Annotated in this window: 12 protein-coding genes and 1 pseudogene; 1 reads left to right on the forward strand and 12 read right to left on the reverse strand. The window is 43.1% G+C overall.

Going from position 1 to position 13,789, the window contains the following annotated elements; genetic code table 11:
- Window positions 1–21: 21 nt before the first annotated feature.
- The 12 genes and pseudogenes from nt5e to K1J09_RS00715 form a co-directional block, all read right to left on the reverse strand.
- Window positions 22–2,184 carry a cell surface ecto-5'-nucleotidase Nt5e gene (gene nt5e, locus K1J09_RS00660; RefSeq protein ID WP_223322660.1) on the reverse strand — a complete coding sequence of 721 codons (2,163 nt, stop codon included), beginning with the start codon at window positions 2,182–2,184 and terminating at the stop codon, window positions 22–24.
- 163 nt (window positions 2,185–2,347) lie between these two features.
- On the reverse strand, window positions 2,348–3,616 hold the full coding sequence (locus K1J09_RS00665; protein WP_223322658.1) for a dihydroorotase: 1,269 nt from the start codon (window positions 3,614–3,616) through the stop codon (window positions 2,348–2,350).
- Between the two features lie 12 nt (window positions 3,617–3,628).
- Complete coding sequence (locus tag K1J09_RS00670) at window positions 3,629–4,093, reverse strand: NUDIX hydrolase (RefSeq protein ID WP_002904550.1); 465 nt, start codon at window positions 4,091–4,093, stop codon at window positions 3,629–3,631.
- 8 nt (window positions 4,094–4,101) lie between these two features.
- Entirely contained in the window at window positions 4,102–4,755 is a 654-nt protein-coding gene (locus K1J09_RS00675; protein WP_002918949.1) for a uracil-DNA glycosylase, read from the reverse strand.
- A gap of 35 nt (window positions 4,756–4,790) precedes the next feature.
- Window positions 4,791–5,543, reverse strand: a complete 753-nt coding sequence (locus K1J09_RS00680) for a DUF4336 domain-containing protein (protein WP_002918948.1) — start codon at window positions 5,541–5,543, stop codon at window positions 4,791–4,793.
- Window positions 5,540–7,078, reverse strand: coding sequence for a glycosyltransferase family 39 protein (locus K1J09_RS00685; protein ID WP_223322656.1), 1,539 nt, complete (start codon window positions 7,076–7,078; stop codon window positions 5,540–5,542). Before K1J09_RS00685 ends, K1J09_RS00680 begins: the two co-directional genes overlap by 4 nt.
- Before the next feature lie 112 nt (window positions 7,079–7,190).
- Window positions 7,191–7,820, reverse strand: a complete 630-nt coding sequence (gene pyrE / locus K1J09_RS00690; RefSeq protein ID WP_223322654.1) for an orotate phosphoribosyltransferase — start codon at window positions 7,818–7,820, stop codon at window positions 7,191–7,193.
- 78 nt (window positions 7,821–7,898) lie between these two features.
- The gene (pyrF, locus tag K1J09_RS00695) at window positions 7,899–8,591 is read right to left on the reverse strand and encodes an orotidine-5'-phosphate decarboxylase (protein ID WP_223322652.1); all 693 of its coding nucleotides are present in this window, start codon (window positions 8,589–8,591) and stop codon (window positions 7,899–7,901) included.
- 246 nt (window positions 8,592–8,837) lie between these two features.
- Window positions 8,838–9,776, reverse strand: coding sequence for a dihydroorotate dehydrogenase (locus tag K1J09_RS00700; RefSeq protein WP_223322651.1), 939 nt, complete (start codon window positions 9,774–9,776; stop codon window positions 8,838–8,840).
- Window positions 9,777–9,787: 11 nt separating this feature from the next.
- Entirely contained in the window at window positions 9,788–10,594 is an 807-nt protein-coding gene (locus tag K1J09_RS00705; protein WP_223322640.1) for a dihydroorotate dehydrogenase electron transfer subunit, read from the reverse strand.
- Window positions 10,595–10,800: 206 nt separating this feature from the next.
- Window positions 10,801–11,778, reverse strand: a complete 978-nt coding sequence (locus K1J09_RS00710; RefSeq protein ID WP_223322638.1) for a hypothetical protein — start codon at window positions 11,776–11,778, stop codon at window positions 10,801–10,803.
- Between the two features lie 25 nt (window positions 11,779–11,803).
- Window positions 11,804–12,645: pseudogene (locus K1J09_RS00715) on the reverse strand (hypothetical protein).
- A 234-nt stretch (window positions 12,646–12,879) separates the two neighbouring features.
- On the opposite strand from K1J09_RS00715, the gene K1J09_RS00720 reads away from it, so the two are divergent.
- Window positions 12,880–13,788, forward strand: coding sequence for a LysR family transcriptional regulator (locus K1J09_RS00720; RefSeq protein ID WP_002895403.1), 909 nt, complete (start codon window positions 12,880–12,882; stop codon window positions 13,786–13,788).
- Window position 13,789: the final 1 nt, after the last annotated feature.

Here is a 13,789-nt window from a genome sequence, read left to right on the forward strand (position 1 = left end):
CCGTTTTATTGTGTCTTCTAACTAGTCTTCTTTGTGACTTTTCTTGATTCCTGCCAATCCAAAGAATCCTAAAACAATACCAACTAGGCTCAGGGCAACTGTTGATTCGCTGCCTGTCTGTGGCAGTTCTTTAGCCGCAGGATCCTTAGTGAAGGTCTTGGCAACATGAACTGCTACTTGCTTGGTTTGATTTGGCGTGTTGACCAGTGGAGCTGACTGTTTTGCAGGATCAGCTGCTTTAGCACCAGCTGGGTAGGAAGCTGCATTAGCCGGATCTGTTCCTTGCTTGATTTCCTCAATATCTGTGTAGCCATCGCCGTCTGTATCCTTAGTGGATGAAATAGAGATAGCGCGTGAGTTTGGATTGATAACCGCATAGGCTGTCAAATCAGCTTTTGCCAGATAGTCTGCAAAGGCCACATCCATAGATGGTCCTTCCTCACGAGGGCCACCCAGCATGGTATAACCGTCACCACCAGCAGCCAAGAAGTCATTGGTCGTCAGATAGTAGGTCTTATTTGGATCAAGAGGCTCGTAAACACCCGTTTCTTTGTTCTTAATCTCGATGTGGAGAACACGCTGATTAGCTGGCAGAGTGGTGTCGTAGTAAACTTTAGCTCCAGAGATTTGCAGGTAACCACCGCTTGGTTCCAGCAAGGGTTGTCCGTTCTCATCCAGCACAGGCTTGCCATCTTTTTCCTGAAGAATAGAGCCCAGAGATTTGGCAAACATATCTGCGATATTTTGACCAGTTACCTTGATTTGAGAAATAGTGTTCCCAAAAGGCAATACGGCGATAACATTTCCCTTGGTGATTGGCTTGTCTTTGGCAATAGTTTCACGCAGGCCGCCGCCATTAGTAACAGCCAAGTCTGTTTTATTGGCAAAGCCAGTTTGACCATAATCGTAGAGAGCATCGGCTACAACATTACCCAGATTGGTTTCCCGAACGCGGACATTTTCACGGTCACCATTAAGCTCTACAGGACTGTTTGCAACGATAACCTTTGCATTATCTGCGTCGTACCTAGCTTTAATCTTGCTGACCATATCTGCTACAACTGGGTCTGGAGTAACTTTTTTAGCTGTTTCAGCAGGGATTTGCTGAGGATTTCCCAGAAGTTGATCGGCCTTGAAAGTCACTTTACCGATATTGTGAAGGTAGCTACCGGTCTGGTTGTAGGTGACATTATCGCCATAAGTGGTAGACTCTACTGTGTGGGAGTGGCCGTCAATAACAGTTACGCGCTTACCTTTGAGCTTAGGATTTTTCGAAAGAGCTTCAGCCAAGGTTGAACCGCGCCACTCAGTCGGCGTGGTCGTGTCAACACCCAAGTGAGCTAAAACAACGTAGTTTTTGTAGTTCTTTCCTTCTGCCGCTGCGCGTGCTTCGATTTCGTCAATAACGCGATTAACTTCTGTGATTGGATCAGTGAAGGTCACACCTTGGATGTTTTTAGGGTGAGTTTTTGTAGCAGTTTCTGGTGTTGTTACACCGATTACCACAAACTCATCACCCTCAACCGCTGGATCCTTGTCCACAATGGTTGAGGCTTGGAAAACTCGAGCATTGTTGGCATAGGTGTTAGAACTGAGGAGTGGGAATTTAAGAATTTCCTTGTATTTTTTCGCCTCATCTAGACCAAAGTCAAACTCATGATTACCGACTGCCATAGCATCGTAGCCAATTTCATTGAGGATTTTCGCACGTTCTTCCCCTTTTGAGCTATTGGAAATTGGCAGCCCCTGGAAGGCATCACCCGCATCCACAACAAGCACTTTAGGATTTTTAGCGCGCTCTTCCTTGATAACAGTAGCTAGCTTGGCATCACCGATAACGCCTTTTTCCTCTACGATGCGACCATGCACATCATTGGTATGAAGAATCGTAGCCTCTGGCAGATTTTCTGACTGGGCTGGTGCTGCAGCTGCAGCGGCTTCTGTCGCAGCTGGACCAGCCGGAGCAGCTGCATTCTGACTATCTGCTGGCTTTTCATCTGCTGAAGCTGCTGGAGCAGTTGATTGCGCTGCAGATGCTTCCTCAGCAGCTGGCTGATTGGTCAACTCACTCGTTGCTGGCTCTGGACTAGCCTGAGCCTCTTCTGCAGAGACTTGATGAGCCAAAAAAGCAGGTGCCAAAAGCACTGTCGATAGAACAGGTAAGATGAAAAATTTCTTCTTCATATAACGAACACTCCTCTTTAGTATTTTGTTATATTATACATCTTTTTTGCTTAAAAAGGAACTAAACCACTATTATTTCAATAAACATTCGTTTTTTCAGAAAATTACTAGAAAATTTTCTGTGTTAAAAAAGACTCTGAAATTCATCAGAGTCTGAACTATATTATCCCTCAAAGACAACTTCCCCATCACAGATGGTAAACTTCACTTGGCCTTTAAGCTTTTCACCAACGAAAGGTGAATTGGCTGCCTTGGAGGCAAAATGGTCAGTCACAAGTCTATCTGCTTCTGGGTCAAATATTGTCAAATCAGCAGGACCATCCTGAGCGATGAAGCCAACATCAAAACCATACAATTGAGCCGGATTAAGAGTCATTTTTTCCAAAAGTTCCATCAAACTCAGATGACCAGCCTCAACAAGGTAGGTCAGACCTAGAGAAAGCGAAGTCTCAAGACCAGTCATACCAGAAGGCGCCTGCGTGATATCCGCTACATTTTTTTCGTCAGCATGATGTGGAGCATGGTCCGTCGCAATGACAGAAATGACACCAGACTTGAGCCCCTCAATAACCGCCAGACGGTCCGATTCTAATCGCAGAGGTGGATTCATCTTAGCATTGCTGCCCTTAGTCAATAGCAGAGCTTCTGTTTTAGAGAAGTGCTGAGGTGCTGCTTCAGCAGTAACGTGTGCGCCTAGCTTCTGAGCGAATTCGACCACCTTTACACTCTCAGCCTTGGACAAATGCTGGATATGTACATGAGCCTTTGCATCATAAGCAATCATGACATCGCGGGCAACCATGCTGTATTCTGCCACACCTGTCGCGCCACAGATATGAAAATGCTCTTTAGCGATATGCTCATTGAAACCAAGTATGCCGTTGAGATTAGGATCTTCCTCGTGCAAGCTGATAAAGGTGTCGTTTTTACGCGCTTCTACGAGCGCTTGACGGACAATGCCGGCATTGGTCAGCGGAATACCGTCATCAGAAAAACCTACTGCACCAGCTGCCAAGAGATCTTGGAAATCTGTCAGATGCTGACCATCAAAATTCTCTGTAATCGTCGCGACCGACTTGATATGGATATTTTCACGACTAGCCGACTCCAGGACTTCCTGCAGGGTTTCAACTGTAGAGATGGTCGGATTGGTATTTGCCATCATAACAACAGTCGTAAAGCCACCTGCTGCTGCTGCCAAGGCTCCCGTGTGAATGTCTTCCTTATGAGTCTGGCCCGGCTCCCGGAAATGCACATGTATATCCACCAAACCTGGAGCCACAACCAAACCACTGGCATCAATAACTTTTGCTCCTTCTGCCTGCAAATCTTGACCGATTTTAACGATTTTCTTCCCCTCAACCAAGAGGTCAGTAATTTGGTCAAAACCAGTCTTAGGATCCATAACTCGTCCGTTTTTGATTAATAGCATCGTCTCATCTCCTTATTCGTAAAAGTCCACCTGCGTGTCCAAGAGCTTATCCCCATCATAAACAAACTTTGCAGAAAAGAAAGGCTTGTCTTCTAAAAGCCATTCAACAAAAGTATGATCGCCTTCCCAAGTTGGTTTAGACAAAACCTGATCATAGGGCACCCATTCCAAAGTCCCTTCGTTGCAGTCAATCAGTTCCCCCTCAAACTCAGTCACCTTGAAGACATAGGTGTACCAGTCCAAGTCGGGAGTAAACTCTGGAAAAGTGATAACGCCTTTGAGAACAGGTTTAGCCTTTAGACCTGTTTCCTCTAAAATTTCGCGAGCTGCGCATTCCTGCGGGGTTTCTCCTCGCTCTAGCTTGCCACCAACACCAATCCACTTCCCAGCATGGACATCATTGGGCTTTTTGTTGCGGTGTAGCATGAGAAACTCCCGGCCATTATCGATATAACAAATCGTTGCTAACTGAACCATATTACCTCCTAAGATAACCAATTGATAGGTTCTAAGCCCTTAGCCACTAAGAAATCATTGGTACGAGAAAAAGGTTTGCTACCAAAGAAACCACGATAAGCAGACAGCGGACTTGGGTGAGCCGACTCGATTATCAAATGTTGAGGATTGCTTATCAAGGCTTTTTTCTTGCGGGCGTATGAACCCCAGAGGATAAAGACAACAGGATCAGACTTTTCATTGACTACCTTGATAATAGCATCTGTAAAAGGCTCCCAGATTAAGCCGGCATGCGCATTGGCCTGGCCAGCAGGCACTGTCAGACCAGCATTGAGCAAGAGAACACCCTGCTGAGCCCAGGAAGTCAAATCATGCGACTCTTTCACTCCGATATCATCAGCCAGTTCTTTGAGAATATTCTGCAAAGAAGGCGGAGCTGGAATGTCATCAGGTACCGAAAAACTCAAGCCTTGTGCCTGTCTCGGTCCGTGGTAGGGGTCCTGCCCCAAAATAACCACCTTAACATCTGCTAAATCTGTCGTCTGAATCGCATTAAACACCTTTTCCCGAGGTGGGTAAATGGTCCCCGAAGCATACACTTCGTCTAAAAAATGATTGATTTTTGCAAAATAACCTTCCGGCAGCTGCTCCTTAATCAAAGCGTGCCAAGCTGAATGCTGCATATATGTCTCCTCTCATTTCCTTCGATAAAATTCTCTTACCTAATCCACCTAAGCGCTCTTCTTAGTTCTGCTGTACCATTTTCCAGAAAACAACGACCATGAGCTAGGATGATTTTTTCTGGTTGCCAAGCCAGCATCTGCTCTAGACATTCTTTGGCTTCTTTTTGATGACCGATAAAGGTCATACGGTAGTCAATAGGCGTCTGGCCGTCCGGAGCTGCAACACGAACCAATTTATAAAACTTGCTGCGAAGCGAACTCGGAAAACGCTCTGTTTCAAAATTCTCAATCAAATCTGTCAAAATCAAGGTTTGACTGTCCTTATGAAAAAAGACAACTTCCTCAATATAAGCACTTCCCTTGAAAACCAACTGATCTATCTGACCTGCCCAAGCTTCAGGAGCCTCATCGGTCAGCCTTTCATTAAAAAAGACTGGGATTTTCTGCTTGGCCGCTCTCTCTTCAACTCCTGGGCTAGACCAAGCAATTGCCTCAGGATAACGCTTCTTCCAGTCAACTATATAGGCATAGTGAATCTTATTAGGTGAAATGAGATGTGCGACTGGTCCCAAAACGTCTAACTGGTCAAACAAGGCTTGATTTGGCTGGATTGGTGAATGACACCAGAGCTGACCATTTGCTAACTTGATAACAGTCATGCGAGTAGAAAAGGGCAACTTTGTCACTACCGCATCCATCTCAATCAAATCACCGTTGACAATCCAAATATTCTCAGCAATAGGCTTCAAGCTATAAAGCGGTTCATAGATAGGAACAGGTCTTTTCATTCTAAAGACTCCTTCTTTCTAGTCCAAAAACGACACTTTCCTAGGGATTGTGGGTACTGAGATAAGCCCACAGCAGACAGAATCAAAATCTGTGGCAAAAACTGAATCAGATAACGCGTCTTTCCTCCTTCGAAAATCTGCAGAAAAAGCAGGCCACCAAAAACAGCTAAGGTTAGAAAATTCAGTTCATCACTGGAGCGATATTTCCAAAGGCCAAAGACAAGTCCTGCCGCCATGACAATCCAAACCACCTGCTTGGACAGCGAGAAATAGACAAATTCTGACTTGTCAGTGTTCAGGAAGAAGTCACGGACAAACTGAGTTAAAGGATTATCTTTCGTATCTTGGTAAAAAGGCGATATATAAGGCGTCTTTTCATTTTCAACACTGCGGTAAAGCCAGCCCAAATCTCCTTCTGCTACAGTCAGAGACTGCTTGTGGAAGAGATGATGAGCTAAAGTCAAAGGATTATATTCACTTAAGCGCCGCTTGATTTCCTTGATAACATATTCCTTGGCAAACATGCCATTGTTATAGTCATACTGATTGTCGGGCTCAATATACTGCAAGAGCCCTTCTTTCATATCTTCCTGATTGTGGCCATTGAAGGTCAGACCTAGATTGATAAAGAGCAGAGGACCTTTTGCTAGTCCCTCTCCCTCCATAATCGGCACTTCCTTCTGATGCTTGGACCAGTAATGCAGCGGAGCATAGCTAATCGCAAAACTGCAAGCAAAAACGACTAGTGTCAGAAAGAACTTCTTCCAATTCTTTTTAAAAAAGAGGACTCCAAAGACGGCTATCAGCAGAATCATTACTGTCGGTCTAAAGAAGAAAGCCAGACTAGTCATTAGCCCAAGCAAAATACTGCGCCAAACCAGCTGTCGGCTTGATTCCTCTCCCTTCAGCAATCCCAAAACTAGGAAAATCTGCAGACTGATGAAAGGAAGGGGCGGAATATCGGTATACATTGAAAAGAAATAAGGAGAAAAGCCCAGTAAAAGCACATAAAGACTAAAGACAGCATCTGCAGCCTTTTGGGAAAAATACTTTTGGCAGCCCTTATAGAGAATCAAGGCCGTCACGTTAGTATAAAAAATATTCAAAGCCTGCATGACCCATAGACCGGATTCCCCAAATACATTAAAGAAAAAGCGCTCGTAGAGAAAGAGTGAGACATTGTTAGGGTTGCGGGTCAGATAGCTGGAAATGGAGCTTTCTTTCAGAGTTTTGAAAGCCCCTGTAAAGACAACTGCTGCATCCCGCCTAATCAAAAGTTCTGCTGAAAAGAGCATAATCAGCTGAAAAATAAAGGCAGCTAGCATAATAAGAAGTTTATGCTTCATCAGCCAATGATAAGCTTTTTCTAGCAAATGCCGATAGCGATAGGCCAGATAAGCCAAGCCAGCAAAGGCAATTATAGCTATACTATTCAGCTCTGCAACATGCCAGATGGCAATCAGAAACCAGTGAACAGCCGTAATCAGCATAACTTTCTGTAATATCGAAAAGGATAGATGATAAATCTTAGACATAGCTCTATTATACCAAATACCGAGACTTTAAGCCATTTTTAAAGGCAAGAACAAGGACGCTTTACTGAAAAATGACCTGAATAAAGGTCAGATCATTTTATTTCTATTCGGTCTAAGCCTGCCAATTTTCTTGGTCTTCCTTAAATCGTTTCAACAAAGCTAATCCTTCAGCATTGATATAACCTTCTTGCTCAGCTAAGTGAATCAACTCTGTATAGTTTGATAAAGTCACCAATTTTACATCCGCTTCATTGAAGTTCTTTTCTGCTTTTGGCAGCTCATAGGTAAAGATGGCTGCTGCTCCAATCACATCCGCACCTTCACGTTTGGCAGCAGCAATAGCATCTAAAACAGAACCGCCTGTCGAGATTAAGTCCTCAATAACAACCATCTTCTGCCCAGGTACTACGCGTCCTTCAATTTGATTGCCTGCTCCGTGATCTTTTGGTTTGCTGCGAATGTAGGCAAATGGCAGGTTCATCTTATCAGCGATAATGGCTCCATGAGGAATGCCTGCTGTCGCAGTTCCAGCAATGACTTCTACATCTGGAAATTCCGCCCGAATCTTTTCAACGAAACCATCTTCAATCAAGGTCCGAGTTTCTGGATAAGCCAAGGTCACACGGTTGTCCGTATATATAGGTGACTTGATGCCCGACGCCCATGTAAAAGGCTCTTCTGGCTTCAAATACACAGCTTTGATTTTCAATAAATCACGCGCAATCTCTTTTGCTAAAGTCATTTGTTGCTCCTTATAAATTTGAATGTTTATGATGCTGTCAATTACATATAACGATTTAATTCGAATTTCTTGTTTTGCTTAGCTATTCCACTGCTTTTTAATCTCGTGGTAAGCATCCCAAGGATTTTCAGCTTGGATAATCGGACGGCCGACTACAATATAATCACTGCCGATTTGATGGGCTTCCTGCGGAGTCATGACCCGTTTTTGGTCACCGATTTCTGATCCAGCTGGCCGAATACCCGGCGTCACACAGAGGAAATCATCCGCAGTTGTCGCCTTAATCAGTTCAACTTCTTGAGCTGAGCAAACTACGCCATCCAGACCGGCTTCTTTGGCCTTCCGAGCGTAGTTGACAACAGACTCCTGAACCGTAGTCTGGATATTTTGGCAATCACGCATATCTTCCTCGCTGGTCGAGGTCAGCTGGGTCACCGCAACTAACTTAGCCTTATCACCCAAGACCTTCTTGGCTTCGCTCATCATCTCCACACCGCCTGCTGCATGAACCGTCACCATGTCGATACCAAAAGTTCCTAAGACAGACATGGCTGAGCGCACCGTATTGGGTATATCGTGCAGTTTCAGATCCAAGAAAATGCTGTGTCCAAGACCTTTCAGATAATGAACGATTTCTGGACCAATGGCATAGAAGAATTCCATACCGATTTTGACATAGAGTTTTTCATCTTCCGGAAAATGCTCCAAGAAATCTTTGACATCATCAAAAGATGGAAAGTCGAGGGCGATAATAGGCCGTTCTTCACGCATGAGGGAAAAATCTCCTTTTAATTTTTAACTTTAAAGAACTCTGCTAGGCACTCCTATATTCAAATTGACCTTCACGCTAGGTTCAGAGACATAGAAAAACCTTGCACGAGAGCAAGGTTACACGAAAATGTGGCAGTATCTGCCATTCAAACGTATGTACCTTAGTAGCCTCTCTGGACTTCTTTAAAGGTTGTATTTAGTTCATTCTATAATTTCACAGCAGGATTGTCAAGTAAAAATGTAACTTTAAAGCAAATTCTCTTGAACATCTTTTCGTAAGCTTTCAAGACTTTCGATGCCATATTTATCCATAGCCTTAGACAGATCTTCAATGATGGTCGGGCAGGCATATGGATCCGTAAAATTGGCAGTTCCCACTCCAATAGCTGAAGCGCCCGCTATAAACATCTCCAGAGCAGCCTCCGCCGAATCAACTCCCCCCATACCAATGATGGGAAGTTTGCTTGCTTGCGCCACTTGACGGATCAGCTTGAGCGCTACAGGAAAGACAGCAGGGCCAGACATGCCACCAGTGCCATTGGCGATAATAGGCTTGCGCGTCTTCAAGTCAAATCGCATACCTACTAAGGTGTTAATCATGGTAAAACCAGCAGCACCAGCGTCTTCAACAGCCTTAGCTACCTGAGTGATGTCTGCTACGCTCGGAGTCAATTTGACATAGACTGGTACAGCAGAAGTCTCTACTGCTGCTTTGGTTGCTCCGTAAGCCAACTCTGGAACTTGACCAATCAAAAGGCCAGCATTTCCATGGTCAACATTAGGGCAGGAGATATTGAGCTCGATAGCCTTAACATTAGGAGCTTGGGAAATTTTCTCGGCCACTTTGGCATACTCTTGATTGGAAAAACCCGCTACATTGGCGATGATTGGAAGGTCAGGATAATGCTCTTCCAGCCAGGGCAGCTTTTCAGTCAATACAACTTCAACACCTGGATTTTGCAGGCCTATAGCATTAAGCATACCAGCTGGCGTTTCTGCCACACGCGGAGTGGGATTGCCAAAGCGGGGCTCCAAAGTCGTAGCCTTTATCATGATGGAGCCTAGCAAGTCTAGGTCATAGTACTTGGCATATTCTTGACCGAAACCAAAGCAGCCAGAAGCAGGAATAATAGGATTTTTTAGGTCCAAGCCTGGCAAGGAAATCCTTAAACGTTGGTCACTCATTCTTTCCCCTCCTAGACAACAATCGTGCCCGTCTCAAAGACCGGACCGTCTTCACAAACGCGCTTATTGACTGACTCGTCCTGACCTGCCACATGAACGACGCAGGCATAGCAGGCGCCCATACCACATGCCATACGAGATTCCATGGAAAGATAAGCATGCGGATGGTCCTGAAACTTTCTATCCACGTACTGTAGCATGGCTGGCGCTCCACAGGAATAAACAGCCGAATAGTCTTGGGACAACTCATCAACGACAGCTGATACATAGCCTTGACGACCATAAGAACCGTTATCCGTCGTGACAATGACATCAGCATATTTTTTCATTTCTTCTTCTAAAATGACAGCAGATTTGTCAGCAAATCCCAGTACAGCTGTCACTTGAGCTCCCTTGGCATGCAATTCTTTTGCAACCTCAAGCAGGGGAGGGACACCAATCCCACCACCGATAATCAAAGCGTGGTCACCTGCCCTTACAGGGCTCAAATCAAAGCCATTGCCCTGAGGCCCCATAACATCAAGAAACGAGCCGACTGGCAGTTGAGAAAAAATAGCCGTCCCGCCGCCTTCTATCCGATAGATGATACGACAAGTCAGATTATCTCGGTCAATCTCAGCAATTGAGATCGGCCGGCGCAAAAGCTTGCTGTCATCTGGTACCCGAATATGTAAAAACTGCCCAGCCTGCATCTGGCTGACCATTCGGCCCTTTAGAATCATAGAAAAAATATTAGGCGCAATCTCTACTTGATTCAGAAGCTCCATCTGCTCCAGCATGATCTTGCCAAATCTCTTTTTGCAACTGTCACTAACCATGACAACCTCACTTTCTACAATAAAAAACCTCGCCACAGCAAGGTTTCGCAAAAAACAAGGCAGCCAATTGCCTCTTATATCGTTTTCCCACCTTGCAGCCTCACTGGACTTGATTAAAGGTTAAATTGTAAACATTATATCGTTAGAGATGAGAAATGTCAAGGCATAAAATATCAGAATTTTCACATCTCCGACTTACCACAGCTTTACCAGTCCTTGTCAAATTCGCTACTTACATCTGCTAGACAAAAGCTTCCATCCTCCTGTCTTCTGAAAATCAAGGCTACTCTATCACTTTTTCGTTCAGTATCTGATTTACGTATATTAATATACTGTATGCTCAATGATAAGGGGTCAAAATCCGTATCATTCCCATGAATATTACTGTAAGAGGGTAATCCAAAACGTTCAACAACTTCTTGATAAGTCATACCACCTTTACCTCGCTGCCTATCGCCCAATATCAATGTATCGATATCTTCTGGCTTCCAGTTAAAGACAAAATCCTCTTTGGCAGCCACTGGATAGCGACTATCGTCCAAGAACAATGCCGATTTAGTTATCAAATAGTACTCCTTGCCATTGGAATCGGGATCAAAAAAACCTAGTCTTATCTCCTGAGGATGATCAGATAAGCTGTTTTTTTCTATGTCCATCACCCTTGTCTTATAAGTTAGTGTCAATCCATTTTCGGTAAAACTCACATTTGAACCCTTACCGTATTTCGTAATAACTTCTTCCAAAGTCGGATTATTCTTCCACCCCCCAATTTTTGCTATTTTGAGTTCTACAAAATTGTCTAATGTCCATTTAAAAGCAAACTTTTTTTCATCTTCTACCACAAGTTTATTTTTAAGTTCCTTCTGTTTCTTGTCCATTTCTAACTCAGGTTCATCTTGCTGAGTAGTAGAGCTTTCTTTACTAACTGACGAGACTGTCTTATCTTCTTTGTGTTTAGCATTGTCTTTGTTAGGAACCTTTAGTGATAAATAATAGAAGCCAAAGAATAAAGTAAATGATATGGTTAAACAAAGAAGAATAAAGGCCAAGTTAGTCCTTTTTTTCTTCTCTTGTATGGCCATCATGCTGAGTTCTTCTCTTTTTATCTTTTGTTGTCTATAAAGTTCCTTTTTTATATCTCTAAATGAATTGGAATCATGTTTTTTCTTGCTATTCTTTCTCAAGTTTGTCTCCTCTTTCTTATTTAGTTTACTGGCTTTGTTTAGAAACTAAACGCCATGTTTCATCTTCTTGGTTGTAGAATTCTAGAATAACAGTCTGTAATTTATTACGTTCTTTCCAACCCTTTGGATTATTATAAGTAATCCTTAACTTAAGTTGATTGTTTTCTCCTGAAATTATTTGATAAAAAGGCAAACCAACATTTGAAACAATCTCATCATAAGCCGTACCTTTGTCAGTACCTTCTCTAGCACCAATAACAAGACTATCTATATATTCTTGCGTCCATAAAAAATCTCGATCAGGTTTTTTATCAACTTTAATTGCATTACTTGAAAGATTAAAGAACTTTGAGGTGAGCTTATAGACACCATCAAATTCAGCAAATATTAAAGATATATTGCCTATATTACCGTTTTTATCTTTCCAGAAAAGACTAATATAGTTTCGGACTTCATGATTTGGTAATAAGTGGATCCATGAACCAGCTTCAACAGGTCTTCCAAATTCTTTTAAAACATCTTCCAAGACGACTCCGCCTTTATCTTTGTCCATGTGTAGAGAAACTGCCTTGTCAACCGTCCAAAGAAAGGGACCACTTTTTTCTGGAGAAACTGTAAGACTTTCAGCGAATTTTTTTACTTCAGTCTTCTTATCCTCTAATTTTTCTGATGGTGAAATAATCTGACTTGACTGGCTCACCGGTTGCTTAGATTTAGCTTTTTCCGGTATAGAAAGCATTAAAAAACTGCTCCAATGACGGAAAAGCCAATAATGGCTAATAAAACGAATGGTAAGAACTTAGACTTAGAAGTCTCTTTCTCTAACTCAAAAGCAATATCTTCAAAAGAATCCTCTTTTTTCTTCATAACTACTCCTTTTATAGTCTAAAAATCATCATATCACGAATAACTTGAAATTGCAAAATCTGCTTCATTACAATAAAATGAATAAAATCCTTCTATGAAAAACTTCAAAAATATCACTATATCCAATAGAATTTCGTTTACCATCTGTCCATTTTAATAAATTCAATCATAAAACCTTACTACCTTTCATTGATTTACCGGGAAAAAATCCCCAGTTTGTGATAAAATAGTCCTATGAGAATTCAACAGTTACACTATATCATCAAAATTGTCGAGACTGGCAGTATGAACGAAGCTGCCAAGCAGCTTTTCATTACTCAGCCTAGTTTGTCCAATGCTGTGCGGGACTTGGAAAATGAAATGGGTATCGAGATTTTCATTCGCAATCCCAAAGGAATTACCTTGACCAAGGACGGCATGGAGTTTCTTTCCTATGCACGGCAGGTAGTTGAGCAGACTCAGCTTCTAGAGGAGCGATACAAAAACCCTGTCGCCCACCGTGAGCTTTTTAGCGTGTCTGCCCAGCACTATGCCTTTGTGGTCAATGCTTTTGTTTCCCTGCTTAAAAAAAGCGATATGGAGAAATACGAGCTCTTCCTGCGTGAAACTAGGACTTGGGAGATCATTGACGACGTAAAAAACTTCCGCAGCGAAATTGGCGTCCTCTTTCTCAATAGCTACAACCGCGATGTCCTATCCAAGATGCTGGATGACAATCACTTGATTGCCACTCATCTCTTCACAGCGCAGCCCCATATCTTTGTCAGCAAGTCCAATCCGCTGGCCAAGAAAAAGCTGGTCCAATTATCCGACTTAGAAAACTTCCCCTACCTCAGCTATGACCAAGGGACTCACAACTCCTTCTACTTTTCTGAGGAAATTCTCTCTCAGGAACACCATAAAAAATCTATCGTGGTCAGCGACCGTGCGACCCTCTTTAACCTTTTGATCGGTCTGGATGGCTACACGATTGCAACCGGTATCCTCAACAGCAACCTCAACGGAGATAATATCGTGTCAATCCCACTGGACATTGATGATCCGATTGAACTGGTTTACATCCAGCACGAAAAAGCTAGCCTATCCAAAATGGGAGAACGCTTTATTGAGTATCTGATTGAGGAAGTACAATTTGATAAATAAA

This window comes from Streptococcus sanguinis, assembly GCF_019928825.1.
GTDB lineage: Bacteria > Bacillota > Bacilli > Lactobacillales > Streptococcaceae > Streptococcus > Streptococcus sanguinis_L.

Excerpts from the sequence above, each read along its gene's own strand:
- K1J09_RS00700 (WP_223322651.1), bottom strand. The coding sequence starts at position 9,776 with ATGAGTGACCAACGTTTAAGGATTTCCTTGCCAGGCTTGGACCTAAAA.
- K1J09_RS00685 (WP_223322656.1), bottom strand. The coding sequence starts at position 7,078 with ATGTCTAAGATTTATCATCTATCCTTTTCGATATTACAGAAAGTTATG.
- pyrF (WP_223322652.1), bottom strand. The coding sequence starts at position 8,591 with ATGCGTGAAGAACGGCCTATTATCGCCCTCGACTTTCCATCTTTTGAT.
- K1J09_RS00705 (WP_223322640.1), bottom strand. The coding sequence starts at position 10,594 with ATGGTTAGTGACAGTTGCAAAAAGAGATTTGGCAAGATCATGCTGGAG.
- K1J09_RS00665 (WP_223322658.1), bottom strand. The coding sequence starts at position 3,616 with ATGCTATTAATCAAAAACGGACGAGTTATGGATCCTAAGACTGGTTTT.
- pyrE (WP_223322654.1), bottom strand. The coding sequence starts at position 7,820 with ATGACTTTAGCAAAAGAGATTGCGCGTGATTTATTGAAAATCAAAGCT.
- K1J09_RS00680 (WP_002918948.1), bottom strand. The coding sequence starts at position 5,543 with ATGAAAAGACCTGTTCCTATCTATGAACCGCTTTATAGCTTGAAGCCT.
- K1J09_RS00670 (WP_002904550.1), bottom strand. The coding sequence starts at position 4,093 with ATGGTTCAGTTAGCAACGATTTGTTATATCGATAATGGCCGGGAGTTT.
- K1J09_RS00675 (WP_002918949.1), bottom strand. The coding sequence starts at position 4,755 with ATGCAGCATTCAGCTTGGCACGCTTTGATTAAGGAGCAGCTGCCGGAA.
- K1J09_RS00720 (WP_002895403.1), top strand. The coding sequence starts at position 12,880 with ATGAGAATTCAACAGTTACACTATATCATCAAAATTGTCGAGACTGGC.
- nt5e (WP_223322660.1), bottom strand. The coding sequence starts at position 2,184 with ATGAAGAAGAAATTTTTCATCTTACCTGTTCTATCGACAGTGCTTTTG.